The 23,049-nt window shown below is 61.0% G+C and carries 28 protein-coding genes; 8 read left to right on the top strand and 20 right to left on the bottom strand.

All coding sequences use genetic code 11. The features are described from left to right. The 5 genes from VIW95_RS10075 to VIW95_RS10095 form a co-directional block, all read right to left on the bottom strand. Nucleotides 1-395, bottom strand: a 395-nt coding sequence (locus tag VIW95_RS10075; protein WP_331585997.1) for a helix-turn-helix domain-containing protein, incomplete at its 3' end; no start/stop codon positions are given. A gap of 137 nt (nt 396-532) precedes the next feature. After that, nucleotides 533-1,255, bottom strand: coding sequence for an SDR family NAD(P)-dependent oxidoreductase (locus tag VIW95_RS10080; RefSeq protein ID WP_331585999.1), 723 nt, complete (start codon nt 1,253-1,255; stop codon nt 533-535). 81 nt (nt 1,256-1,336) lie between these two features. Then, nucleotides 1,337-2,659 carry a DUF1329 domain-containing protein gene (locus tag VIW95_RS10085; RefSeq protein ID WP_331586001.1) on the bottom strand — a complete coding sequence of 441 codons (1,323 nt, stop codon included), beginning with the start codon at nt 2,657-2,659 and terminating at the stop codon, nt 1,337-1,339. A gap of 314 nt (nt 2,660-2,973) precedes the next feature. Further along, nucleotides 2,974-3,942, bottom strand: a complete 969-nt coding sequence (locus tag VIW95_RS10090; protein ID WP_331586002.1) for a quinone oxidoreductase — start codon at nt 3,940-3,942, stop codon at nt 2,974-2,976. Between the two features lie 74 nt (nt 3,943-4,016). Further along, on the bottom strand, nt 4,017-4,598 hold the full coding sequence (locus tag VIW95_RS10095) for a 2-hydroxychromene-2-carboxylate isomerase (RefSeq protein WP_331586004.1): 582 nt from the start codon (nt 4,596-4,598) through the stop codon (nt 4,017-4,019). 173 nt (nt 4,599-4,771) lie between these two features. Between VIW95_RS10095 and VIW95_RS10100 the strand changes: the two genes are divergently transcribed. The 3 genes from VIW95_RS10100 (at nt 4,772) to VIW95_RS10110 (ending at nt 6,910) form a co-directional block, all read left to right on the top strand. Beyond that, complete coding sequence (locus tag VIW95_RS10100) at nt 4,772-4,963, top strand: hypothetical protein (protein WP_331586006.1); 192 nt, start codon at nt 4,772-4,774, stop codon at nt 4,961-4,963. A 762-nt stretch (nt 4,964-5,725) separates the two neighbouring features. Then, nucleotides 5,726-6,226, top strand: coding sequence for a helix-turn-helix domain-containing protein (locus tag VIW95_RS10105; RefSeq protein WP_349259315.1), 501 nt, complete (start codon nt 5,726-5,728; stop codon nt 6,224-6,226). Nucleotides 6,227-6,280: 54 nt separating this feature from the next. Continuing rightward, nucleotides 6,281-6,910: an HAD family hydrolase gene (locus VIW95_RS10110; protein WP_331586010.1), complete on the top strand. Its 630-nt coding sequence runs from the start codon at nt 6,281-6,283 to the stop codon at nt 6,908-6,910. An 8-nt stretch (nt 6,911-6,918) separates the two neighbouring features. On the opposite strand, the gene VIW95_RS10115 is transcribed toward VIW95_RS10110, so the two are convergent. The 8 genes from VIW95_RS10115 to VIW95_RS10150 form a co-directional block, all read right to left on the bottom strand. Continuing rightward, complete coding sequence (locus VIW95_RS10115) at nt 6,919-8,463, bottom strand: acetolactate synthase large subunit (RefSeq protein ID WP_331586012.1); 1,545 nt, start codon at nt 8,461-8,463, stop codon at nt 6,919-6,921. A 3-nt stretch (nt 8,464-8,466) separates the two neighbouring features. Next, nucleotides 8,467-9,246 carry a phytanoyl-CoA dioxygenase family protein gene (locus tag VIW95_RS10120; RefSeq protein WP_331586014.1) on the bottom strand — a complete coding sequence of 260 codons (780 nt, stop codon included), beginning with the start codon at nt 9,244-9,246 and terminating at the stop codon, nt 8,467-8,469. A 17-nt stretch (nt 9,247-9,263) separates the two neighbouring features. Then, nucleotides 9,264-10,700 (bottom strand): amidohydrolase family protein, encoded by a 1,437-nt coding sequence (locus tag VIW95_RS10125; protein WP_331586016.1) that lies wholly within the window; start codon nt 10,698-10,700, stop codon nt 9,264-9,266. Between the two features lie 101 nt (nt 10,701-10,801). Then, nucleotides 10,802-11,080 carry a hypothetical protein gene (locus tag VIW95_RS10130; protein WP_331586018.1) on the bottom strand — a complete coding sequence of 93 codons (279 nt, stop codon included), beginning with the start codon at nt 11,078-11,080 and terminating at the stop codon, nt 10,802-10,804. A gap of 314 nt (nt 11,081-11,394) precedes the next feature. After that, nucleotides 11,395-11,847, bottom strand: coding sequence for a hypothetical protein (locus VIW95_RS10135; RefSeq protein WP_331586020.1), 453 nt, complete (start codon nt 11,845-11,847; stop codon nt 11,395-11,397). A gap of 9 nt (nt 11,848-11,856) precedes the next feature. Beyond that, nucleotides 11,857-12,861, bottom strand: a complete 1,005-nt coding sequence (locus VIW95_RS10140) for a phosphotransferase family protein (protein ID WP_331586022.1) — start codon at nt 12,859-12,861, stop codon at nt 11,857-11,859. A gap of 20 nt (nt 12,862-12,881) precedes the next feature. Next, the gene (locus tag VIW95_RS10145; protein ID WP_331586024.1) at nt 12,882-13,595 is read right to left on the bottom strand and encodes a hypothetical protein; all 714 of its coding nucleotides are present in this window, start codon (nt 13,593-13,595) and stop codon (nt 12,882-12,884) included. Then, nucleotides 13,588-14,508 carry a TIGR03560 family F420-dependent LLM class oxidoreductase gene (locus VIW95_RS10150; RefSeq protein ID WP_331586026.1) on the bottom strand — a complete coding sequence of 307 codons (921 nt, stop codon included), beginning with the start codon at nt 14,506-14,508 and terminating at the stop codon, nt 13,588-13,590. Before VIW95_RS10150 ends, VIW95_RS10145 begins: the two co-directional genes overlap by 8 nt. 339 nt (nt 14,509-14,847) lie before the next feature. On the opposite strand from VIW95_RS10150, the gene VIW95_RS10155 reads away from it, so the two are divergent. Continuing rightward, complete coding sequence (locus VIW95_RS10155) at nt 14,848-15,993, top strand: hypothetical protein (RefSeq protein ID WP_331586028.1); 1,146 nt, start codon at nt 14,848-14,850, stop codon at nt 15,991-15,993. Here the strand turns inward: VIW95_RS10155 and VIW95_RS10160 are convergent. Next, a complete protein-coding gene (locus VIW95_RS10160; RefSeq protein ID WP_331586031.1) occupies nt 15,974-16,261 on the bottom strand; it encodes a hypothetical protein in 288 nt (95 codons plus the stop codon). The genes VIW95_RS10155 and VIW95_RS10160 overlap by 20 nt on opposite strands. A 40-nt stretch (nt 16,262-16,301) precedes the next feature. Here VIW95_RS10160 and VIW95_RS10165 point away from each other — a divergent pair, with 40 nt between their 5' ends. Then, the gene (locus tag VIW95_RS10165) at nt 16,302-16,643 is read left to right on the top strand and encodes a hypothetical protein (RefSeq protein WP_331586033.1); all 342 of its coding nucleotides are present in this window, start codon (nt 16,302-16,304) and stop codon (nt 16,641-16,643) included. Nucleotides 16,644-17,006: 363 nt separating this feature from the next. Here VIW95_RS10165 and VIW95_RS10170 read toward each other — a convergent pair whose 3' ends face one another. Further along, nucleotides 17,007-18,113, bottom strand: coding sequence for an ArsA family ATPase (locus VIW95_RS10170; RefSeq protein ID WP_331586035.1), 1,107 nt, complete (start codon nt 18,111-18,113; stop codon nt 17,007-17,009). Further along, nucleotides 18,110-18,994, bottom strand: coding sequence for an ArsA family ATPase (locus VIW95_RS10175; RefSeq protein WP_331586037.1), 885 nt, complete (start codon nt 18,992-18,994; stop codon nt 18,110-18,112). Before VIW95_RS10175 ends, VIW95_RS10170 begins: the two co-directional genes overlap by 4 nt. 80 nt (nt 18,995-19,074) lie before the next feature. On the opposite strand from VIW95_RS10175, the gene VIW95_RS10180 reads away from it, so the two are divergent. Next, nucleotides 19,075-19,278 carry a DUF4911 domain-containing protein gene (locus VIW95_RS10180; protein ID WP_331586039.1) on the top strand — a complete coding sequence of 68 codons (204 nt, stop codon included), beginning with the start codon at nt 19,075-19,077 and terminating at the stop codon, nt 19,276-19,278. Between the two features lie 157 nt (nt 19,279-19,435). Here the strand turns inward: VIW95_RS10180 and VIW95_RS10185 are convergent, their stop codons facing one another. After that, nucleotides 19,436-19,654: a hypothetical protein gene (locus tag VIW95_RS10185; protein WP_331586041.1), complete on the bottom strand. Its 219-nt coding sequence runs from the start codon at nt 19,652-19,654 to the stop codon at nt 19,436-19,438. Nucleotides 19,655-20,002: 348 nt separating this feature from the next. Here VIW95_RS10185 and VIW95_RS10190 point away from each other — a divergent pair, with 348 nt between their 5' ends. Together VIW95_RS10190 and VIW95_RS10195 are read left to right on the top strand one after the other, a co-directional pair. Beyond that, complete coding sequence (locus tag VIW95_RS10190; protein ID WP_331586043.1) at nt 20,003-20,974, top strand: pilus assembly protein TadG-related protein; 972 nt, start codon at nt 20,003-20,005, stop codon at nt 20,972-20,974. Nucleotides 20,975-20,976: 2 nt separating this feature from the next. Further along, complete coding sequence (locus VIW95_RS10195; protein ID WP_331586045.1) at nt 20,977-21,468, top strand: TadE/TadG family type IV pilus assembly protein; 492 nt, start codon at nt 20,977-20,979, stop codon at nt 21,466-21,468. Between the two features lie 102 nt (nt 21,469-21,570). Here the strand turns inward: VIW95_RS10195 and VIW95_RS10200 are convergent, their stop codons facing one another. From VIW95_RS10200 to VIW95_RS10210, 3 genes are all read right to left on the bottom strand, one after another. After that, nucleotides 21,571-21,975: a hypothetical protein gene (locus VIW95_RS10200; RefSeq protein WP_331586046.1), complete on the bottom strand. Its 405-nt coding sequence runs from the start codon at nt 21,973-21,975 to the stop codon at nt 21,571-21,573. Between the two features lie 23 nt (nt 21,976-21,998). Further along, nucleotides 21,999-22,322 (bottom strand): hypothetical protein, encoded by a 324-nt coding sequence (locus VIW95_RS10205; protein WP_331586048.1) that lies wholly within the window; start codon nt 22,320-22,322, stop codon nt 21,999-22,001. A gap of 101 nt (nt 22,323-22,423) precedes the next feature. After that, the coding region (locus VIW95_RS10210; RefSeq protein WP_331586050.1) for a glycoside hydrolase family 15 protein at nt 22,424-23,049 on the bottom strand (626 nt) is incomplete at its 5' end.

Consider the following 23,049-nt stretch of genomic DNA (forward strand, 5'->3'; position numbering starts at 1 on the left):
CGGGCGACCGCGTTTTCAAACAGCGCGCGCCGCTCGGCCTCGGCAATGCATCGCTTGCCGCCGCTGTCGATCGCCTCCCATTCCATCAGCCGCACAAAGTCCATATCTGTGCCGCCGGCGAAGTAGATGTGCGCGAGCGCACCAGCGAAGTCGTCGGGCATGGATTCGAGCCATTCGGCGCGCTCGGCGATTTTGCGCCGCAGAATCTCCCGATAGAGATCCTGCTTCGCGCCGAAACAGTAGTACAGCATGCGCTTGTTGACGCGCGCGCGCCGCGCGATCGCGTCAACCCGCGCCCCGGCAAACCCGCGCGCGGAAAATTCCGCGAGCGCCGCGGCGAGAATCTTCTCGCGCGTGCGATTGAGATTGCGGACAGTCGCCGGTGGCTCAGCCATAATTCGAATTGCCGGTTAACCGAACAGTTAATAGTACTATTAACTGATCAGTTAATTAAAAGAGTCAAGCGAAAATGCAGGAAAAATCCGAGGTTTTGCGGCAAGCGGAGAAGGAGGAACGACGCGGTCTTTCGTTCTTACCACTTCTCCTTGAACGGGCGCACGTCCACGTCGTGAGACCATGCGCTGGGGTCCTGATGCGCGAGAAACCAGTAGGTCTCCGCGATCGCGGAAGGTTTCAGCATCGCGTCCTCGCTGATCTGCGGGAATCGTTCGCGGATCGCAGGCATGTCGATTGCGCCGTCCACGTTGACGTACGCGACGTGGATTCCCTGGGGCTGCAGGTCGCGAGCCATCACTTGCGCCAGCCCGCGCATCGCGAACTTCGCCGGTCCAAACGCCGCCGAAGTCGCAAACGGTTTTATCCCGGCGGTCGCGCCGGTGAAGATGATCGTGCCGCCGCCGCGTTTCAGCATCGCCGGGACAACTTCCTGCGCGGCCAGGAACGCGCCGAACGTAGTCACGCGCCAGGTGTTTTCGAACGTGCTCGGCTTGGTATCCATCAGTTTGCCGAACGGCCGCATCGCGGCGTTGTAGAGCAGCGCGTCAACCTCGCCGAGTTCGCGTCGAATCTTTTCGAATGCTGCCGCAATGTCAGCGGCCTTGGCGACATCGGCGGAGACCGCGAGCGCGTTGCCGCCGGCGGTCTCGATTTCCTTTGCGAGCGCCGTCAGTTTGTCTTCTCCGCGAGCGATCAAAGCGACCGCATATTCTTTGCCAAATCTGCGCGCGAGTGCCGCGCCCAGTCCGGGTCCAACCCCGATCACTGCGCAAACTGGACGACGATGTGACTCTGCCATATTTGCCTCCGAACCCGCGAAGATGAGGTGATCGAAATCGGGGCGGGCGCGCGGCCCGCCCCATTTCAACTCAAGCTAACGCTACGGAGCAGCTTTGACCATCGCGTCGGTCGTGAAGAAGCTCTTGTCGACCGCGCCCATGTTGATGTACCAACACTCGCGCTCGGGAGTCTGCAGGCCGGGCAGATAGCACATCGTGGCGAACCCGCTTTGCACGTCAGTCGCGACTGCGCCGACTTCGAACTCGCGCTTGAACGGATAAATCGCCACGCGCGCGTCGGGCACCGGGCGATCGCGATACGTAGTCCACCAGGTATGATTCAGCCAGAGCTGACCTTTTTGATCGTACTCATCTATATACGGCTCGAACCACATCTCCGAGTCCATATAGATGATGGTCTTGCCCTGCAGCGCTTGCGAGATCACCTCGCGACGCGGCGACGCCTCGACGATGTACATGTGGCGCGCCTCCCATGCTTCGGGGCAAGCGCTGGCGCCGCCGTCAGTCGCGCATTTCAATTCGGGTGAATGCTCGGCGTGTGCGACTCCCAGCATCTCGCGATCGCCGAGAAATTTGTAGTCATATTCCTCGGTCTTGGCGTTGAAGCCCGAGTAATGATCCGGGTTCCACGTTTGCGCGCTGGTCGCCGTGCTCTGCAGCGCCTCGTTGAGACGGCGAATCCGGCGCGTTCCGGGATTCCAGCTCCAGTCGTCGTCGCCGCGGTCGGGTTGTTCATAGCGAAAGCGGATGAATCCGGAGCCGCGCTCGGCCTGCGGCGCAAGCACCGGGTAAAGGCCGAACAGCCACAGGCGATTGGTCTTCTTGAAGTCGGGATCGACCGGCATCGGCTCGACCTCGACGCGGCCGACCAAATCGTAACCAGCGTAGTGCCCTATCTGATAGTACTGGATCACGTTGTTGGGCTTGTTCTGTCCGCCATACACGCTCTCGCAATCGTAAAATCGCAGGTCGTAGTCGTCGGTGAGAAGCGGCCGGAACACGTTATTCCACATGATCTTGGTGGCTATCTGCGGATCATTGGTGTCGATCAGAGGGAACGGCTGTCCGGCGACGTAGCCGACGAGGCTGCGATTGTCATGGCTGAGGCGCACCTGCGCCGAGTACTTCTCGGTTGCGTCCTTGTAGGGCGGAGGCCAGTCGACTTGTCCGCTCGGAACAATCTTCATCGACATCCCGTTGACGACTTTGTAGTAGACGCCCGGCGACACCAGATCCTTGACCTTCCAGGCGTTGGCTGGAGTGATCAGATCGCCCGGCTTCACCTCGGCGCGAGCCGCGGCTGCGATCGCGATGAAGGTCAACGCGGCGAGCACGGCGAGCGCCATCCGGGCGGACGCGGGCAACTCGCGACCTCTTCGAACATCCTTACGCAAATGTTCCATGAGTTCCTCCTCGGCGGGAAAATAGGAGAGAGCAAGCAACTCGGATGCCACGGCAGCGCGTGGAAATTATCGTTTATCGGAGAGAGAAAACTGACGTGCTAAACAAAAAATAATTCGCAGTATGTGGACGCGTTCGCGTTTCGTGCGAGCGCTCACGTGATTCGATCAAGTTCGATCGGATAAAACGCGGCCTTTGTCCACGAATTGTTGATCAAACTGAATGATGGGTTGTGCCCGGAGATACAAATTAAAGGTCAGTTGCAAATTGCCACGAAGTTGCAAATTGCCACTGAAGGCGGGCGCGCTCGCGCAGTCTAAGGGATCAGCACCAGCTTGCCCGTCGATTGCCGCGATTCCATGAACTTGTGCGCTTCGGCGGCCTGCGCGAGCGGGAATGATTTGCCAACCAGCAGCTTCACTTTGCCCTCGGCGATCAGCTTGAACGATTCCTCGATTCCGCGGCGCATCACGTCGGGCACTGCGGCTACAGTGTACAGCACGAACCCGCTCACCTTGATCGATTTCTCGAACAGCTTGAACACGTTGAGCGGCTCGGGCGGGCCGCCGGAGCGTCCGTACAGAATCAGATGGCCGAACGGTGCGAGGCAGGTCAGTCCCTTGTCCATCGTGGTAGCGCCAACCGCGTCCAGGATCAGATCGACGCCGCGTCCACCGGTAAGACGGTTCGCCTCGGCGGCAAAATCGCTGGCGGCATAGTTGATCACGTCGTCGGCGCCATACTCCTTCACCAGCGCGGCCTTGCTGGCGCTCGAGACAGTGCCAATCACGCGTGCGCCCGCTGCCTTCGCGATTTGCACGGCGACGATTCCGACACCGCCTGCCGCCGAATGCACCAGCACCGTCTGTCCGGGGCCAGTTTGATGCGCCGTGTGTAGGATGTGCCACGCAGTAAGCACCTGCACCGGAAAGGCAGCCGCGTGCTCGAAGCTGATCGAGTTGGGAATCGGAATAACCTGCGCTGCCGGCGCGAGTGCGTACTCGGCGTACATCCTGGAACCGAGCGCGGCGACGCGCTGCCCGGGTTTGAGATTCGCGACGCCCGCGCCGACAGCCTCGATTTCACCGGCCGCTTCGAGCCCCGGCGTATCGGGCAGCTTGGGCTGCATCGCGTATTTTCCCTGGCGGAACAGCGTATCGGCAAAGTTGATTCCGGCTGCGCGCACTTTGATCAGCACGAAGCCGGGTTTCACCTCGGGCTTCGGAACGTCGGCAATCTTCATCACCTCTGGCCCGCCGAGCTTTTCGAATACGACTGCTTTCATGCGAATGACCTCACGCGACGCGCGCCATCAGGCTTTCAATCTATCTCATGGACTGTGAAACGATGGAACTCCGATCATGCCTGGCGCATGAGCGCTTCTTCCACGAAATCCAGGCGATCGTTTCCCCAGAACATTTCGCCGTTTACGAAAAAGGTCGGCGCCCCGAACGCACCACGACTGACGGCTTCGTCGACGTTGGCGCGCAATTCGGTTTTGATATCGTCGCCCTCGATGAGCGCCGGATCGATTTGCACATCGCGCAGCAGCCGGCACAGCGCTTCCTCCTTGCTGAGGTCCTGCCCATGTTCCCAAATCGCGCGAAACGCCGTCGAGTGAAACTCCGCAAATCGGCCAAGCCGCTGCGCAGCGATCGCAGCGCGCAGCAGGCGAATCGTATTGAACGGAAAATGAGGACTGAAGTGGGCCGGAACGCCGTAGCGTTTCGCCCATCGCTGAAAATCCGCGACGTTGTAACCCGCCTTGCCCTGAATCGGGAGCGGTCCCGAGTTACCTGTAGCCTTCATGATGGCTCCGAGCAGAATCGGGCGATACAGGATTTCCGCGCCGGTGCGCCGCGCAATCGCGGGCAGTTGCGTATCTGCGAGATAGCTGAAGGGGCTAAGGTAGTCGTAAAAGAACTCGATCTGTTTGGCCATAATTTCTACTCCCAGCCACGCCTCGACGAAGGCGCCTCCCGTCTCATCGAGTTTCAATTTGCAACTGAAACAAGTAGCAGGCACTGTCCTAACTGGCAAGCAGTGTCCTGAATCCTAACTGCGAGTGTCCCAGGTTAGGCGGACCAGCCGGTACTGTCTTAATTCGAGCTTGAGTGTCTGAATTTGAAACCGTCAGCGTCTTAATTTGGTTTGAGGCGCGGATCGTCGGTCGCGATGCATCGCGCAAAACGGGCGCGGTTTCTGTCCGAAAGGGGCTCGCCATCGCCGGCGGCGTCGAGAAACTGCATCAGTGCATGGTCACACGAGGCAGCCGTATCAAAATTTCGTACATTTATCCACTTTGATAGGGATGCGTCGGGATCGGGAACGGACGACCGCACCTCGCCCCCGATAACACGCCAGGGCGGTAGCATCAGATACCAGCCCACAAGCGCGAGCGCGGCTGCGTGGCGGGGCTTCATGGCGTTGCAGATGGAATCCCCGATGCGGGAGGATCAAGCCGGACAGTCTTGCTAATCTCCGAAAGAATCTGATCGCAGTCGTCGCGTGAGTACGCCTCGCAGTAACGATAGTCGTCCCACTTCACTTCTCGGCTGTTCTTATATTCTTCTGGCGTTCGATTATAGTCCGACATCTCAGGGCCACAACCGGGAAGCGCCAGTATTGCGCCAATAGCGAATGCCAGCAGGACGGCACGGCGGGGCTTCATGTTTGTCCAGACTCTCCCGCCGTCCAATTGATTTCATCGCAACTCACTTGCAATGGCGTCTTTTTGAAGACTCGCGAAAACTTAGCACGAAACTCGTCCATGTTTTACCTCGGCCCCCTTCCTGCCGATCGCCGCGCCGCCTTCTTGGACTTGAGCTTGGCCATGCGTGCGAGGCCGCCCATTTTTGCGGCTGTTAAACGGATGAGATCGAAGAATTTATTCGCGCCGCATAACTTTGAAATGTCCTAAGTCGTTCTGGCGAGTGTCCTAAATCAGTTGCATTTCGGACAGTGCCTTGTAGCAATCGCGGTTTCAAAGTGCAACGATATTTTTCGTCGTTGGCGTTGGGGAACGTCGCGACTTCGCGAAATTCAGGGGAGGGGAGTGACAGACGCCCATGCGATGGGATTCGGTCAAGGATATGAATTGTTCGGTGGCGCGAACGCTGTCGGTCGTCGGCGAGCGCTGGACGATGCTGATACTGCGCGAGGCGTTTCTCGGACGTCACCGGTTTGACGAGTTTCAGCAGGGAACTGGAATCGCGCGCAACATCCTGAGCTCGCGGCTGCGCGACCTGGTCCGCGACGGCATCCTCGATCGCGCGCGCAGCGAGGGTGATAGCGGCCGCATCGAATACCGGCTGACCAGAAAGGGGCTCGAGCTTTATCCCGTGCTGATCGCGATGATGCGCTGGGGCGATACGTGGCTGAGCGACGAATCGGGGCCGCCGATAACGCTGATCCATCGCGTCTGCGGCGCGAAGACCGCGCCGGACATGGTCTGTTCCCATTGTGGCGATCATCTTACGGCGCGCGAGGTTGTTGCGATTCCGCGCCGGCCCGCGCCTGCGCATCCGCGGCGCACCGAACGCGTCGAGCGCAAGCGCGCCGCGCGCTGAAATCGTTCACCGGCTGGCGCCGCGCACGCCGGTCCCTCACAATATTCGTTCAACATGATTGAACTTGTGATGTTCGACGCCGACGGCGTGCTGTTCGATTCCACCGAATCGAACGTCGCCTACTACAACTGGATTTTCGCGAAGGTCGGCGAACCGCCGCTCGATCGCGACGAGGAAATCTCGGCGGTTTCGTACGCCGCGAGCGAGGTCTTCGCGGGGCGAGCGGGCGGCGATGCAGCGAAGCTGGGCGCGATGCACGAGGTGACGCGCAACATGGATCAAGCGCCGTTTTTCAAGATGCTGCGTCCGCCGTTTGAGTTGCGTCCGTTCATGCTCGAGCTCAAGCAGCGCTACAAGCTCGCGCTCGCAACCAATCGCTCGGCGACCGTGCCCGCGCTGGTCGAGCATCTCGGCCTTGACGGCGTATTCGACGCGGTCGCCAGTGCACTCGACAAGGTTCGCCCCAAGCCTGCGCCGGACATCCTACGCCTGTGCCTTGATCGCGCGGGTGTCGATGCGACCAAGGCCGTCTATGTTGGCGACAGCAGGATTGATCGCGAGGCGGCCGAGAGTGCGGGCGTGCATTTTATCGGCGTCGGCAGCCGCATCGAGCATCATCGCTTGATCGACACGATTGCAGAGCTGCGAACAGCGCTGGAGATGTTGGACGCGAGCCTAAAGTAAGCGCGTCTCTAGAGAATCATTTCGATCAGCGCCGGGCCCGCCGTTGCGAGCGAGCGTTCCAGTTCGCGCGTGAGCGCCTCCGCTGTCTCGACGCGCACGCTCGGCACTCCGAGTCCGCGCGCAAGGCTCGTCCACTCGATATCGGGATTGGAGAGACTGGTGAGCGAGCGCGCTTTGCGGCCCGGCTCCGTCACCCCCGAGCGCGCAAGTTCGACCTGCAGAATCCGGTAACTGCGGTTGTTGCAGAGCACCGTCGTGACGTTGAGAGACTCGCGCGCCTGCGTCCACAGCGACTGAATCGTGTACATCGCGCTGCCATCGGCCTGAAAAGCGATCACGCGCCGATCCGGACACGCGACGGCGGCGCCAGTGGCGCACGGCAATCCCTGGCCGATCGCGCCGCCGGTGAGCGAGAGATATGTATGCGGCGGCGCGGCAGCCGAGGCGGCGAGAAATGGCAGGCCAGTGGTGGCAGCCTCGTCCATCACGATTGCGCCCTCGGGCATCATCGCGGCAATCGCGGCGCCCGCGGTCATCGCGTTGAGTTTCCCGACGGGACGCTCGGGGCGCGCTATCTTCGACGGCGTCGCGACCGAAACCGGCGCCGCAAGTTCGCTCGCGAGCGCTTCCAGAGCGGCGGGGACGTCATCGGTCACCTCGGCGAGCATCGCAACCTGGACGCCTTCAGGAATCAACTGACTTGGGAAATCGGGATAGCCGAAAAACGCGACTGGTTTCCTCGCACCGGCGATGACGATCGTATCGAATGGCTTAAGCATCTCAATCGCCTGTTCAGGAAAGTACGGCAAGCGATCGAGCGTCGGCATTCCAGCGCCGCGTTCGAGTCGTGCGGGAAAAGTTTCGCAGATCAGATGACATCCCGATTTCGCGACGATGCGCGCGGCCGTCTTCAGTCCGCTTGCGCGAAGCGCTGTGCCGCCGAGAAACAGCGCGACCTTCTTGCCCTTACGGATCGACCCGGCCGCTTGCTTGATCGCGTTCGATGAAACAGCCGGCAGAGCAGCGGGCTCGATTGGCGCGGCGCGTCTCTCGGCGGGATCCCACTGGCAATCCGACGGAATGATGAGCGTCGCGACCTGCCCCGGCGCGCGGCCGGCGGCGGCAATCGCTTGCGCGGTCGTATCGGCCAGCGACGCAGCGCTGGTGACGCTCCGAACCCATCCGGAAACTGGCTTCGCGAGCGAAATGATATCGGAGGTAAGCGGTGCGTCGGCGCCGACGTGCCAGGTCGCATGGTCGCCGATCAAATTGACGATCGGCGAGCGCGCGCGCCGCGCGTTGTGCAGATTCGCGATGCCGTTGGCGAAGCCCGGCCCAAGATGCAGCAGCGTCATCGCGGGTTTCTCCGCCATCCGTCCGTAACCGTCGGCCGCACCCGTGCAAACACCCTCGAACAATCCGAGAATCGGTCGCAGCCCGTCGGCGGAATCGAGCGCCGCCACCAACGGCATTTCAGTCGTTCCCGGATTTGCGAAACACACTTCGACGCCGGCCGCGATCGCGGTGCGGATCAGGCTCTCAGCTCCATTCATGAACTAATCCTCAGGAGCGTGGCGACGTTCGATCTTCATGAAATCGTGCGAAGGATTCTGATGACCGAACCGCTCCCTGGTCTGGTCGATCGTTCCCGATTTCGTGTAGTGCCAAACCATCGCAGCGCGGATGCCGCCGGACATATTGTCGGTCGAGCGATGCATCAGCTGGCTGTGAAACACCAGCAGATCGCCGGCCTGCATCAGGACCGGCACCGACTTCGACATATCGTAGTCAACGATCTCGGTATAACCGTATTGCGCATGCGGGCGCCGGTCGGGCACGTGCTCGTGCACCGGTTCGAGCTGCGAGCCCGGCATCACGTGCAGGCATCCGTTGTCGAGGGTGGCCTCGGTGACCGCCAGCCAGACGCCGACCTGCGGCCTCGTGCTGAACGCGAAGTAGTAGGAATCCTGATGCCACGGCTGTCCGAGCGCGCCGTGATTTTTGAAAATGAACTGGCTGACGAAACAATCGAGCTCCGGACCGATCAGATCGCTGACGAGGTCGAGCACCGCAGGATCCTCGACCAGCTTTTTGAAAATCGGATCGCGATGCAGCCGAAAAACCTTGCCGACATTGTCTTCGGGGTTTTGCGCCAGCGGGTTGGGCTTCTTTTCCGGCAGCACGAAGACGTTCGGAACTCTTTCGCCCGCAGCGTTAAGCCGGCAGATCCCGACCACGCGCGCGTGCATCTCGCGGCAGGCCTCAGGCGCCGCGAAGCCGCGGACGATGAAGAACCCTTTCTCGTCCCACTCGCGTTTGTGTTCAGTCGAAAGCATCGAACGCCTCTACTCCGCTATGCGCTGAGCTTCGCGACGGAGCCTGCGATTGCGGTGCCTGCGAAGAATTCCGGATCCGCCTTCAGATGAAGCTGCGCCGGGTAGGTGAAAACGAAATCGCGATAGTCCGCATCGCTCAAGAGTTCTTTCTCCACCAGCCGATGGCTTTCGAGCAGCACCGTCGAGATATCCGGCACATCCCAGTGGCCGATGTCGGAGGAGAAAATCGGTTGCAGCCGCGTACGCATCGGATTCGCGCGCGAGTCGAGCGCGCGATGGACGCTTAAGTCATCAGCCTCGCAGCCGAAATAGAAGTTGCCGAAGATTCGCGCGAAGTCGTGCTCGTCGCGCACGCCGGTCAGCGCCCACTCGTCGCGATCCGTCGCACGATCGTGGCGCTCGAGGCCTTCGTCGTAGGCTCGCACCGCGCGCGCGGAGTTCTTCGCGACGAATTCGGGACCGCCGTACTCGGCGAGCAGTTGATGCAATCGAGGGCGGTCGAGCCGCGATGGATCGTAATTCACCAGGCCGGCGGTGTTGCGCTTCTCCCAATGCTCTTCAAGCGAATGGAGCAGGTCGCAGGCCCATCCGGCGCCGCATTCGAGAAACCCAAACGCCAGCTCCGGGAACCGCGTGGCAACTCCACCCATCACGATCGAGCGGCAAAGCTCGCCCTGCTGATAGGCGTGCGCGCCGATGTGGTTGAACATGTAGTTGGTCGGCGAGCGCCGTCCGAGCGGCAAATACCGCAGGCCGACGCCGCCGTGCGAAGTGACCGCGATCTTCAGCTCGACAAATTTGCACCACACCGGATCGTAGTCGAAAAAGCTGTCCAGGCCGTAGCAATCGAAGTACGCCGCGTTGGGGAACGCATCAGGATGCTCGCGTTCGAGCGCTGGAATCGGGCGCGCCACCCCCGGCGGAATCATCGCGACCTTCAAGCCAAGACGCGCCGCGTATTCGAGTTCCGCGATCGCTTCATCGGGCGTGTGCATCGGGATGGCGGCGGCCGGCGCGATCCGATCGCGAAACTGGCCGCAGATGTCCGCGTTCATCGTATTCAGTGCACGACATGCGATCCGCCGCACCTCTCCGTCGTGAATCGTGGGCAGCGCGAGCCCGAGCGTGGGATACAAAATCGAGAAATCGACGCCGAGATCGTTCAGCCTGCTATACAGCAGGCGCGGCGCCATCACGGTCGCAAGATCGTACGCGTCGTTGGACACGCCCCACCATGCGCCGCGCATGTCGCCGCCCTCGCGATTCCCGCGCGACCCCGTCGGATGCGCTCGAAGTTCGCGGTTGTAGCGCTCGAGCATGCCAGCGCCGCCGACCTTTTGAAGATATTGGTTGAAGAGCGGGGCAGGCTCGATCAAATGACCGTCGGCGTCGATCACCGGATGATCGAGGTGGTCGCGGAGCGCTCGCACACGAGAGAGATTTTCGCTGTCCACGATTGAGCGGTAGCGCGCACGCAGCGAGGGTGTCAAGCGCACATCGCCAATCGCGCCCCGAGGCGCGCCGGCGTCAAATCAAAATTGCAAACGAGTTCGCCCTAGTGCTTGTCGCCTTGACGACCTGCGACGTGCTGACCCGATGCCGGATCGTGGATCGGATGGGTCGCCGGTGCGCCATCTCGTGCGGCGATGCTTTGCGCGCATCGCAGATGCTGCGGCGGTTCGCCCGTTATCTTGGCGCCGAACCCAAACCGGCCGCCGCAATGATGGCATTTTTCGTCCGCCATCGCACGCATCGTATGACACTTGGCATGATCGCAGGATCCGCGGCATGGTCCCCCGGGCATTCCGGGAGTGGGAATAATAACGACGCTCATGGCTTCATCCTCGCAGTCTGTTCTGCGGCAACTCGGGAACACCCAGCCTCGCAGCCACTGACATTAGAACTTCTAACTATTTGTAGCAAGTCCGATACATACTGTCAGTGGTTTTTTTCTACATTTAGCTAAGACAACTCTTCGCCCTTCTACTTAGCTCAAGGCAATCTACCCTAATTGATTTTTATCCGCAAGAAGTCTTGACGCATATAAATACTCCAGGAAGTGACTAGTGATGGCTAGTAATAGCGTCTTATTGCATAAGGTAGCGGGGATCTTTCCTGCCGCGCGGAATTGCAGCGCAGCTTATGAGCTCACGCGACCGGTAACGACGCGCCGAGCAGGTTGCGCGAGCGGTCGAGACTGCGCCGAAGGTAGGCGCGTACATGGCGAGCGACGCTCTCGTCGGCATCGCCAAGAGCGACCGCGGTCGCAAACTCAGCCATCGCAGCTTCCATCGCGCGACGATCCGCCGGATTTTTCGCACTCGCGCGAGTCGCGCGCGCGAGTGCGCCGCGAAGCCCGCTCTTTCGCGCGAGGTGCTTGTTGCCCAGCCGCTGGAGCGCCGCGAATGTCGCGCGCAGATCTTTTATCTCGGCCGCATCGTACGCCGGTGCCGCCTCGAGCACCGCCGCTGCATGCGCGAGCATTCCGATTGCCGACATCGCCTGTCCTTGCGCATACGGCGACGTCAACTCGGGCATCAGCGCTTCCAAAATCGTCCGCTGCATTCCGCCAAGCAGTTCATTCAACGTCGGCCGTAGCATCGATTTACCTCAGACCAATCGGAGTTGGTTCGCCAGGTCCTCAAACAACGCCGGCAGCAGCAGTTCGAGGAACGGCATCACCGCATCGGAGGTGCGTCGCTCGACGAAATCGCGGATCCCCGTCAAACAGATCACCGCCATCTTCGCGTTGCCGAGCACCTGGTAAAAGAAGAGCCGCGTGCGATCGACGCGATGGCCGGTCTTCGCTTCGTACAGACGATAGAACGCTTCGCGCTCCATCAGGCCGCCCGCAAGTTCGTCGCGTCCCCAAAAAATCATCGAGGCCCAGCCGAGATCTTCCATCGGGTCGCCGAGATGCGCCATCTCCCAGTCGAGCATCGCGATGATTCCGTTCTCGTCGTACAGATAGTTTCCTGAACGGTAGTCTCCGTGAACGACTACGATGCGGTCGGTCACGACGGGATTGGCTTTGAGCCATGCAAACGCAGCGTCGAGAATCGGATAGTGCTCGCCCATGCGATCGCGCTCATAAACCTCAGCCCAGTGCGCGGTCTGAATGCGCGCGGGAGCTTCGGGATTTTCGGGCGCACCAAGAATTTCGAGCCCGCATTCGCGGTAATCGAGCGACTGCAAACGCGCGAGCTCGCCCAAAAAATCATCCGCAACTTTCGCGCGCGTAGTCTCTGCTTCGGCGGCGGGAAATGCGCCCATGCCGGTCTGTCCCGATGCGCGATGCATGATGAAGAACGGGCGATCCATAACGCTGGCGTCGAGTTCCAGGTAAAGCGGCTCGGGGACCTTGAGGCCCGCGCGATGCATCGCGGCAATCACTTTGAACTCACGCTCGCGATCGGATTTGAGCAAGCCGCCGGTCGGATCGCGCCGTCCGATCATCGGGCGCGTGCGCGTCTCGCCGCCTTCGTTCCACTCGAGTTCGAAAGCGTACGTCTCGCGCGACGAACCGCCGGAAATCCGCTTGAGTCCAACGACGCGATGCTCGCGCGCATGCGGCATCTTGCGTTTGAGATACTCGGTGAGTCGAAGCTGATCCAAGTTAATCGAGTTCCATGGTGCTACGGATTCGGCGAGGTCGGCGGCAGCGCCGTCTCGTTCACCGGGGCGGTGATGCCACCCATCATGCCGCCCATTGACGCGCGCAGCCGTTCGGCCTGTTCGATCTTGCCGTTGCGCATGAGTTGCCGCTCGACGCCGAGCGCATCGCGTTTGGCCTGGTCGAGCTGCTCTTGAGTAGGCGGCGCGATTGCAACCGCGTTCGCCAACGTCTGTTGCGAAATCTGCGCGAACATTTGGGTCATCTGCACGGTCGCGGGCGAGGGGGGAGTCGCCGGCGTAGAGCCCGCGACGTTGCCGAGCGCTTGTGCGAAACTTCCGGGCCCGCGCGCCGTCATGAACATCTGCACCTCGTTCATGCTCGACGCGCCGTCCAGCCGCGTGCCGGACGGTGCGCTATGGCTCATCGCATCGACGTTCATCACGTCGAGCGACGGCGTCGGGCCGAGGCTGTTCAGCGTCATGATCGAGTCGTAGTGAATCTCGTCGGCGTGAGAGCCATCAACTTCGAACGCAATCTCCGAATCTGTGCCGCTTATCGGCGAGACTCCCGTCACATGCCCGATCGTCGCCGACGCGTGCGTAATCGGATCGCCCGGTCCGAGCCCGCCGCTCGTGTCGAGCTGCGTCGCGTAGAATGACGGCTGACTACTCGCGCATCCCGCGAGCAGCAGCGCGACGACGAACGGCGCGCAGATTCGCAGCTGTCTACGCAAATGCCGGCATCACTTCCTTCGCGAACAACTCGAGCGTCGGCGGCGGCGCGAAGTCGCTGAAAAAAATCGTAAACGTCGTGATTCCCATCGCGACGCGCTTTTTTAGTTCCTCGATCAACTGCTTCGGCGTTCCCTTGATGCCGGTCGTGACGAACGGCTTGAGCATCTGCGCCGACTTCCATTTCGCCTCGACTTCCGCGTCGCTCGAGCCGATGCAAACCAACAATTGCTCTGAGATATCGATGGTGTTCACGTCGCGCCCGATGTCTTTGCAGTGCTGCTTGAGCACGTTGAACTTGTGCTCGAAGCTTTCATAGCCGGCCGGGCAGTTCCAGCGGTCGGCGAACTTCGCGACCAGCTTCAACATGATCTTTTCGCCGCTGCCGCCAATCGTGATCGGGGGATGCGGTTGCTGCACCGGCTTGGGATTGCATATCGCTTCCTGGACGGAGTAGTGCCGCCCCTTAAACGTCACGCGCTTCTCGGTGAACATCGCCTTCATTATATGGAGGCCTTCCTCGAACATCTTGAGCCGCGTGCCCATCGACGGAAATTCGTAGCCGTAGGCCTTGTATTCTTCGCCCATCCATCCCGCGCCGTAGCCGATTTCGAGGCGGCCGTTGCTGATGTGATCGATGGTCGAAAGCGTCTTCGCCAGCAGGGCCGGATTGCGGTACGAGTTGCACATCACGAGCGTGCCGATGCGAATCTTCTCGGTCTTCGCGGACAGTCCCGCCATCAGCGCGATGCATTCGTGATGGTCGAGGTCTGGCATCTGGGAGGTCCACATATGATCGACCAGCCAGATCGAGTGGTAGCCGAGCTTCTCGCATCGATGCGCCCGCTCTTCGACCTGATGCCACGACTGCCCGGCTTGCGGAGAGAAGAGGGCGAACTGAATTTTCTTACTCATTGAAATTTACTCCCGTACGATGTTGGCGTGCGAACCTGACACTGTTTCGCACGCCAGACCGCGAAGGGTCAACCACCATCCGTTTTCCTCTACCAGCGATTGTGGCGCGATGATGGTCATACCACTAAGGGTAGTTTCGTTCCGTCAAAATTATATTCGAACACGCGAAGTGGCCCGGGAACGGGTCCATCAGGTTGGAAGCATCCAAGGTGCGATTCATACGGTAGTCGTAGCACGGGATTGCGCGCCGCCGTAAGGCTGAACAGTTCATCCCTGAACTCTGGAGACACGCGTCGCGGACTTGTGCGGCGACGCGAAATTGTGGAGAGGATTACGTCCATGAAGATTCGACGACGCATTGCCTCCGACGTTCTGGCGGTCCTGCTTCTTTTCGTCGCGACTGTCGCATCGGCTGCCGACTTTCAGGCGGTCGGCGCGGCGCGCGAGCTCAAAGGCGCGCCGGGAATTTATGAGTGGACGTTTCAAGCGACCGTCGGTAACTCGCCTTTCGACAAAATCGCGCTGCATCGCGTCGCCAAGGGACCGAATCCGCCCGCGCATCCCGACGCGGTGGTGCTCTACCTGCCGGGCACCAACATGAATGGCGAAGTTGCGCTCGACGATCCGCGCTATTCGTTCCAGGTTTATCTCGCGGAGCAGGGGGTGGACGTGTGGTCGATGGACTACCGTACGCATTTCGTTCCACCGCAGACCCCGCAGAGCGATCTTTCCGAGCTTGCGGGATGGACCAACGACCTATTCGAGACTGACATCGATGCGGCCGCGAAATTCGTCAGCGAAAAATCCGGCCGCAGCCGACTCTTCGTCGCCGGCTTCAGCCGCGGCGTCGAGTTCGCGTATCTCTTCGCCGCCAAGCACTATCCCGAGCGCGTGGCGGGAATCATCGCGCTCGACGGATTCATCCCGACTCATCCGATCAGCGTGAAGCCGCTGGAGCCGGGCCACTACGCTGACGACATCGGCGGCGAACACCTGACCTACGACAAGCGTTACAAGCTGATGCAGATGGTGATTGAAAATCCCGAGCAGCCTGCGCCGATTCCCAAGTACAAAACCGCGCGCGAAAACCTGGAGCACGTGGTGTACGACGCGGGCGGATTTTACGGCGGCAAAGGCGGGCTCGCGAATCCGCAGGGCGGCTACTCGGACGCGGTGGTGTTGGCGAAGCTGCTAATCGCTTACGACCGCTACTGGCCGTCGGTGCAGGACGGCGAGAATCCGTTCACGCCGCAACTGCTGGCGTCGCTCAAAGCGTCGAAGATTCCTGTCATCGCGTTCGCGAGCACCAACTTCGGCGCGCAATGGCCCGGCCAGGTCGAAGCGGCGTCGAAATCGACCGGCGCGCCCGACCCTTCATTTACGAAGCTCGACAACTGGGGACATCTCGACGTGTTGGCTGGTACGAAGTCGGAGAGCCAGGTCTTTGCGCCGACTGCGGCGTGGATCAAGCAGCATGAGAAGTAGGAGGATACTGCGGAGCGTCGGGGAGCGGTGGAGCGGGGCGGCTTGGCGGAATAATCATGACGGTCGCAAGCGCCCACGCGCCGAGCGCGAGTCCCGCGATTGTCCATCGAAGAGTCGAGCGGCCGCGGCGCGATGCGACGATCGCAGTCAGCGGAGTGAGCGCGAGATTTATGATGATCGACGTCGCGATCAGATTCGCAGGCGGCTCGCGATACCCCAGCAGGGCGAAGCCCGACGCGAGGCCTAGAATGCTGGCGATTGTGCTCATCGGTTTGCGCGGCGCGCCCCTCTATATATAGTTGAAAATCATGGCACGCAGCGACAACGACAACCTGATGGATAAGCTCCGCCAGATGAGCGAGGAAGGCATCACGGGCTTTTTCAACGAGATCATGTCCAACGACAGGATGCGCTCGAGTTTCGGCAAGGCCGGTGAGCGCTTCATGGCTAACAAGTCGTCGTTCGACCGCAACGTCGAGCAGATGTTGGACTTCGTCAACATCCCGTCCAAGCGCGACGTGCGCGACCTGAAAGCGCGGCTCGATCATCTAAGCTCGCAACTGCTCAACCTCAGCATCAAGCTCGATCGCGTTCTGGATCACGAAGAGCCCGCCAAGGCGCCCATTCGGCGCGCGAAGAAGTCCAGCTGATCCCTGGCGCGGTGGTGTAACCGGCGCCGAACGCCGGAGCGTCCGTCGAGATTCTTCGCTACAGCAGCTTTCGCTCAGAATGACACGTGGGGAAGCTCGATTTTTTGAGTCATCCTGAGCGCAGCGAAGGATCTCGCGCTTCCAGCGCGTTTCGCTCGACAAAGGATCGCTGCGCGATTTCAGAGACCGGAACGGCTTCGCTGGCGCGAAGCTGTCCGAGGCCCGTTCCTCCCGTCGCTAACGCTCCCGTCGTCAGGGTGACAAAGAGTGCGAAGCTGTCCGAGGCCCGGCCGCTCGCGCTGCTCGCTTTGTCAGGATGACACACGAGGCTCGCGTTACTCGCTTTGTCAGGATCTACAGATTTCAGGCGTCGCTGATGCTACGGCCTATTTCGGCTAGGTCCGCGATAGTGCGGGGCTCGCGGCCGAGGTCGGGCGCGACCATCAGTAGCGCGCCGGCGGGGAGCGAATCGCGAAGGGCACCGAGCGAAACTTCTTCGCGGGTTTTCAGCGCGGCATAGTCGGCGAGATTGCGCTTCAACTTTTTCTTGAGCGACGGCGCGATGCGCGCCGAGGTTAGCTCGGCCGCGTCGGGCAGTTCAGCAAGCACTCGATTCACGACCATCGCCGCGACGCGCAAGCCGGCGCCTTCGAGCGCGCCGATAAATTCGCGCGCCTGCGCGATTCGGCTCGACTCCGCCGTCGTGACGATAACGATTGCCGTGTCTGCCGCGCGCAGTTTGTCCTGTGCACGCGCGGCGCGAGCCGAGAAGCCTTCGTACATCCCGTCGAAACTGCGGACGAAAGACTGCACGTCGCTCAGCAGGTTCAGTCCGGTCGCGCGATCGAACGCCGCGAGCACGGCGCGCGCGGCCAGATCGACCATCCGCAATTGGCTTCGGAACAGTCCGCCTGGCGCGCCGAGCAGGCTCACGGCGCGCGAGTTGAGCAGTTCGAGCAGGCGGCGCGGCGCGTCGAGGAAGTCTATAGCCTCGGTCGCGGGCGGAGTGTCGAGTACAATCAGATCGGTGGCAGGATTGGCCGCCAGTTCGAGCAGTTTTTCCATCGCCATGTAATCCCCGACACCCGCAAGCGCGCCCGACAGATTGCGATAGATTCGATTTTCAAGAATCGTGTCGCGCTCAGCGTCCGACAGCGCGTAGCGCGCGATGATCGAGTCGAAAGTGCGCTTCGGATCGAGCCGCAGCGCGCGCAGCCTCGCGCGACTGGACGCGCCGCCACGGCGCGAATGCCGAATGCCATCGAGCGCCACCGCGACCGGCTCGGATGAATCCTCTTCGAGGCCAAGTGCGTCGAGCAGGCGCGGCGCGGGATCTACGGTCATTACATCGACGGCGCCTCCTAGCATCGCGGCGCGCACTGCCAAGGCGGCGCTAATCGTAGTCTTGCCGACGCCGCCGGGGCCCAGGCAGATCACGAGTTTCTGCGAGCGCAAGTCGAACGGCTTCATTGGTCGAGTAGCCTCGCATGGAGCACGCGGCCGAGTTTCGTCAGTTCGGCGGTGCCGATGCCCGGCGTGAACATCATCGGCAGACTGATGGTCATCACACCGGCCTCGGCGAACCGCGGTGCGATGAGGGCCGCCTGTTCGTGCGCGGCGTTTCGGCGCACCGCCAGCCGAGCGTGGCCGGCGAGCGGACTCATCGCGGCCAGCTCGGAAGTGTCGAAGAGCAAATCGGGCACGCAGTTGACGATCGCCGCGACCGTGACGATGCCGAGGCGCGCGCGAATCGTCGCGGCGGTTTCAAGCGCCTCGCGCACCGCGAGGTCTTCCGTAGTGGTGGTGATCACCGCGCCGAAGCGGGTTGCGTCGGCAAGAAAGCCGTCGATCGAATCGGCCAGCCGGTTCAGCGTGCCAGCCGGCGCGATTCCCTTCACGCCCGACGAGACCGAGAGCAGTTCGACGGCGCTGCCCGACGCGGGTGCGTCGATAACGAGATAACGATCCTCGAGCGCCGCGTCACCCGCCATGATTCGCAGCCGCTCCAATAACAGGAACGCCTCCAGACCCGGCAGCGCGGCGGTGACGTAACCAAAAGTCCGGCTGCGCAGCATCCGGCGCGAGATTGCGTGGATCGGGACGATCCGCTCGATGAAGGCTTCGAGCTCGGCGCGCGGCGTCAGTGCGACTGCGTCGAGCGTGTCGGTGACTTTGACGGCGGTGGAATCCCGCGGCATCGCGCCGAGCGCCGCGGCCGCGGAGAGGCGCCGGTCCAGGTCGGCGAGCGTCGTTGGACGCCGCCGCGACAGTGCAATCGCCAGCGCCGCAGCGACCGTACTCTTGCCGGTTCCCCCTTTGCCGGTTACGAACAAGACCCGCGGCAGCGTCATCGGCTAGAATGTAGGGGTCGCAGAGGTAGCAGTAAACCTTGCTCAGAAAGCCCGGAAATAGACCGCCAACGATTGCCTCGATGCTGATCGCGATACCGCCCGAACAAATCGTGCTGTTCAAATCGATCGTCGAGTCCTACGACAATCTCGCGACGCTGCGAACCGAAGATCCCGCGCGGCACCATCTGAGGATCTACTTCTCGGCGGATTCGCGCGACGAAGTCGAAGCGATGATGGCGTCGCTCGCGACGCAGTTCGCGATCGAGCGACTTGGGGAAGGGTAGATCACTTCATTTAATGTGAAACCGCCGTGGGGTTTGACCCTTCCCTGGGCAGGGGTGACCCCTGCACCCAGTATCAAGAAAGAGGGGCGGGCGGGTGCCGTCGGCACACCGCCCGCGTTGTCGTTGGTACGGACGCTTCGGCTATCGGGCTGCCGAGTTATCGGCATCTCCACCAGTGATGACGGCGGAAGTACGGATTGGCGCAGGCCCACGGACGATAGTACTCGACAGTCGTGAAAGGCGCCGGCGCTACTACCTGCTGAACCACCACCGGTCGGACCGGCCGCGGATACACGATCTCGGCGGACGCGAGGCTCGGCATCGCCATCATGAGGAGCCCGAACATCGCGGCAACAACGGTTGTATGGATTTTCATAAATGTCTCTCCTGCTGTGAATACGGACGCGGAGATTTGCCGGTTACGAAGTATAAACGCCTGTTAATGCAAACGTTTTGCTGACTGAGCATCAGAAAGCCTGATTTGTCCGTGGAGCTCTGCGACCTGACCCACTGCAGGTAGCGCTTACTTTGATGAGCGCTTCAGATTGCTGCATTTAGTAGTGATAACTCATAAATAGACTACAAATAGTTTCTTGACACACCTGTTTGAGCGTTGTCAGACTACCTGCCGATACCACAGATTTAGGCGTGTTTTCGCGACGGATGCCGTCTTTGGCACGCACAAAGACGGGTGATAGAAAATAATGCCTAGGGGGAGTAAAAAATGCCTACTTGTTTTTACAAGCGATTTTCGCGGGGTTTCTCGGCGAGCAAATCATTTGGCAAGTCGCGCGGACAGGTTGCGGTTCTTTACACCGGAATAATTGCGGTGCTGCTCGGGGCAGTCGCGCTCGGCTCCGATGTCGCGGTGATGTACGTGAACTGGCAGCAGCTGCAGAAGGCGGCCGACGCGGCAGTCCTGGTGGGAGGAGCTGGATTACCTGACAACATCCCCGGGGCGACCGCTGCCACCAACGCCTACCTCGCGAGTAACGGAGTTGTCGCTCCCGATATCATCACGGGACCAACCGTTTCAAACAACAATACCGAAATCAGTGTCACTGTGAGGCGGACGGTTCCGTACAATTTTGGCCGCGCCTTGGGAATGCTCAGCGCAGACGTTCAGGTGACGGCAACGGCGCAGGCGCAGGCTTCTTCGTCGCCGGACGGGAATGTCTTTCCGGCCGGCCTAAACGCGGCGATGTTCCCAAATTTGAAATTCGACGGATCGGTCGAGTACTCAATTTATAGCACCGGCAATAATGCCCCCGGCAACAAGGGGCCGGTCGATATCAATCAAGACGGCGATCCTTGGCCGTACATGGGACTCACGCCGTTCACCGGAACCCTGACAGACGGCGAGACCATACCGTCGATCACGGGATGCAAGGTCGGACACGCGAGCACGCCACTATCGCAGCGGATCGCCGCAGGCGTCGCGATGGACCCGAACGGCACCTGGAACAACCACAGCGTGGGGAATCCGCAGGAAGTTGTGATACCGGTCGGGACCTGGTCGGGAAACGGGTCGAACGCAACGTTTACAATTTCTTCGTTCGTGAAGGCCTGGATCACGCCCGACTCTTCGGCCTGCAACGTCAACGTATACCTGATGCCCGGAGTGGCCGGTGGAAAAAGCAGCCTGGGGACTCCATGTACCGGCAACACAATTTGCGTCGTAGCGTTGGTGCAGTAGCTATGAAACCTACAATACAGGATTCGGCCCCTTTCGCTGATCGAAACAAAAAGAACGGAACCAACGGTTGGTCGCCGCTGCGCAGTGGTCGAATCAGCCGCGGGCAGTCCGCGGTTGAATTCGCGCTTATTTCGGTCGTCGCGCTGGTTGTAATGCTGGTCGGAATTCAGTTTGCACTAATCGGACAGGCCGCGCTCGCGGTCAGTCAGGCGTCATACCTGGGGGCGCGCGCCGCTTCAGTCGATGCGACGCTGACCAGCGACACGCTTTCCACCCAGATCTCGAGCGAGATGTCGCCAACGATAACTGGCGCCACGGTCACTTTGACGCCCACCGGCGCCGCTACCTGCGGTCCGCCGCGCACGTTCGGATGCCCGTTCACGGTCGCGGTCACCTACGATGCGTCGAGCAAGATTTTTCTGCCTTCCAATACTTTGCTTGGAATAACTTTTCCGACCAGCCTGACCTTCAGCGAGTCGGCGATGACGGAATAAGAGACACTTCGTCTGAATACACCGCCCCCGGCGATTTCTTCGAGGACTTCAACACTGCTTTTCGTGAGACGACGACTCCCGCGACGAATCGCGGTCGCGGAGTCATCGCACTGCGAGCCGATGGGGCATCCGCAAGTTGCGCGCTCGTGCAGAGCTGCCCGCGGGCTGCTTCTTCATTGAGTTGATCGCGCCCAGCAAGCTTCCAGTCCCGCCGATCAACTTCCCGGCGCCGCTCATCACTTGTGCGGTGGTGTGCCACGCCTGATTGCTCTGGTTGGCGAGATGATCTTCGAGCTGAAATTTCTGTTGCGGCGTCAGGGTGCTGTATCCGCTCTCGTAATATGAAGGCGCGTATTGCTGGGCGGCATATTGCGGCGCCATATCGGTGCATCCCTGCAGCGCCGCTGTCGCGAGCGCGAGGGTGACGGCCGCGAGCAATATCGCGGCAGAATAGGGCATGGCAGGGTGTCCGGCGCGTTGCGCCGGCGGATAAATCACTACGATCACGCCAATCCGCCGAGCCTCAAGGGTCAGTGATGTTCGATCCCGTCGATACCGCGCAGCAGAAAGCCGGTTCCCTGCTCGAGTTGGCCGGCGCCCGACGCGACGTCGGCGCTGGTTCGCCATGCTGAGTTACTCTGGTTGGCCAGGTGATCTTCGAGCTGCATTTTCTGCTCGGGCGAGAGCTGGCTGTACGATTCGCCGTTGTAGTAATTCGGCGTCTGCTGGATCGCCGCTCCCTGCGGATTGAACGCAGTGCACCCCTGGATAATCAGGACCGCCATCAGCAGGAGCAGCGCGAACACCAATCTCATCTCAACCGCGTCGCGCACAATCGGATCCTTGCTACTCATTGCAATGCCTCCACGCAGCAGTACGAACGCGCGCCGATTTGGTTATTAACGAATCGTAAGGCGCGCGTCGGAAGGGCGGGCAGCCGATAAAGCTTGAACGATCAGACCGCGATTGCGACGGCGTAGTCGCGGCCTTCCCAGGCGCCGGTCTCGCGCCATTTGAAGGTGAAGCGAATCGGAGCTTTCGCGCTCGCACCGACGTCGATATCGACGTATTCGAAGCCAATCGGCGTCGAAGTCGATCCGCTGTCGTTGACGTGCTGCCATTCGTCATTGGACCAATGCAGGGTAAATGATTCGGTAGCCTGGATGCGCAGGCGGTCGCCGGGCGACACCGAATTAACGTGGCGGTCGGATTTCCAGACCCGGAGGAGGCTCGGTTTTCGACCCGGCTTCATGTAGCGTTCGCGGACTTCCTCGACCATGTCGAACACGCGGCCGTCGCTGGTTGAACGCAGCAGCTTGATGTACTCGGCATGCGCCCACATCAGGGGCGTCGCGCTGCCGGTCTGACCGCCGAATTTCAGCAATCGCCGCGGCAGGTCGGGTTGGTCCCAGATTTGTTCAGGCAGCAACTGTGTCGAATTCGCAAACCGCTCCATCGCTTGCAGGTACGGCTTCGGATCGCGGCCCGCGGCGAGTTCGTAATGCCCGCGCTCGCCAGTCAGCAGCGGCCACGGGCGTCCGCGGCCCCATCCGAGGAACGGACCGCCGTCGTCGCGCTGCC

Origin of the sequence: Binatus sp. (SeqCode) (assembly GCF_036522015.1) — a bacterium.
Classification (GTDB): domain Bacteria; phylum Desulfobacterota; class Binatia; order Binatales; family Binataceae; genus Binatus.

Coding starts and splice junctions, on each gene's coding strand:
- VIW95_RS10130 (WP_331586018.1), bottom strand. CDS start 11,080: ATGAGCGTCGTTATTATTCCCACTCCCGGAATGCCCGGGGGACCATGC.
- VIW95_RS10175 (WP_331586037.1), bottom strand. CDS start 18,994: ATGACGCTGCCGCGGGTCTTGTTCGTAACCGGCAAAGGGGGAACCGGC.
- VIW95_RS10115 (WP_331586012.1), bottom strand. CDS start 8,463: ATGAATGGAGCTGAGAGCCTGATCCGCACCGCGATCGCGGCCGGCGTC.
- VIW95_RS10180 (WP_331586039.1), top strand. CDS start 19,075: ATGCTGATCGCGATACCGCCCGAACAAATCGTGCTGTTCAAATCGATC.
- VIW95_RS10150 (WP_331586026.1), bottom strand. CDS start 14,508: ATGAGTAAGAAAATTCAGTTCGCCCTCTTCTCTCCGCAAGCCGGGCAG.
- VIW95_RS10095 (WP_331586004.1), bottom strand. CDS start 4,598: ATGGCCAAACAGATCGAGTTCTTTTACGACTACCTTAGCCCCTTCAGC.
- VIW95_RS10170 (WP_331586035.1), bottom strand. CDS start 18,113: ATGAAGCCGTTCGACTTGCGCTCGCAGAAACTCGTGATCTGCCTGGGC.
- VIW95_RS10110 (WP_331586010.1), top strand. CDS start 6,281: ATGATTGAACTTGTGATGTTCGACGCCGACGGCGTGCTGTTCGATTCC.
- VIW95_RS10155 (WP_331586028.1), top strand. CDS start 14,848: ATGAAGATTCGACGACGCATTGCCTCCGACGTTCTGGCGGTCCTGCTT.
- VIW95_RS10165 (WP_331586033.1), top strand. CDS start 16,302: ATGGCACGCAGCGACAACGACAACCTGATGGATAAGCTCCGCCAGATG.
- VIW95_RS10080 (WP_331585999.1), bottom strand. CDS start 1,255: ATGGCAGAGTCACATCGTCGTCCAGTTTGCGCAGTGATCGGGGTTGGA.
- VIW95_RS10085 (WP_331586001.1), bottom strand. CDS start 2,659: ATGGAACATTTGCGTAAGGATGTTCGAAGAGGTCGCGAGTTGCCCGCG.
- VIW95_RS10105 (WP_349259315.1), top strand. CDS start 5,726: ATGCGATGGGATTCGGTCAAGGATATGAATTGTTCGGTGGCGCGAACG.
- VIW95_RS10195 (WP_331586045.1), top strand. CDS start 20,977: ATGAAACCTACAATACAGGATTCGGCCCCTTTCGCTGATCGAAACAAA.
- VIW95_RS10090 (WP_331586002.1), bottom strand. CDS start 3,942: ATGAAAGCAGTCGTATTCGAAAAGCTCGGCGGGCCAGAGGTGATGAAG.
- VIW95_RS10160 (WP_331586031.1), bottom strand. CDS start 16,261: ATGAGCACAATCGCCAGCATTCTAGGCCTCGCGTCGGGCTTCGCCCTG.
- VIW95_RS10185 (WP_331586041.1), bottom strand. CDS start 19,654: ATGAAAATCCATACAACCGTTGTTGCCGCGATGTTCGGGCTCCTCATG.
- VIW95_RS10120 (WP_331586014.1), bottom strand. CDS start 9,246: ATGCTTTCGACTGAACACAAACGCGAGTGGGACGAGAAAGGGTTCTTC.
- VIW95_RS10135 (WP_331586020.1), bottom strand. CDS start 11,847: ATGCTACGGCCGACGTTGAATGAACTGCTTGGCGGAATGCAGCGGACG.
- VIW95_RS10205 (WP_331586048.1), bottom strand. CDS start 22,322: ATGAGTAGCAAGGATCCGATTGTGCGCGACGCGGTTGAGATGAGATTG.
- VIW95_RS10190 (WP_331586043.1), top strand. CDS start 20,003: ATGCCTACTTGTTTTTACAAGCGATTTTCGCGGGGTTTCTCGGCGAGC.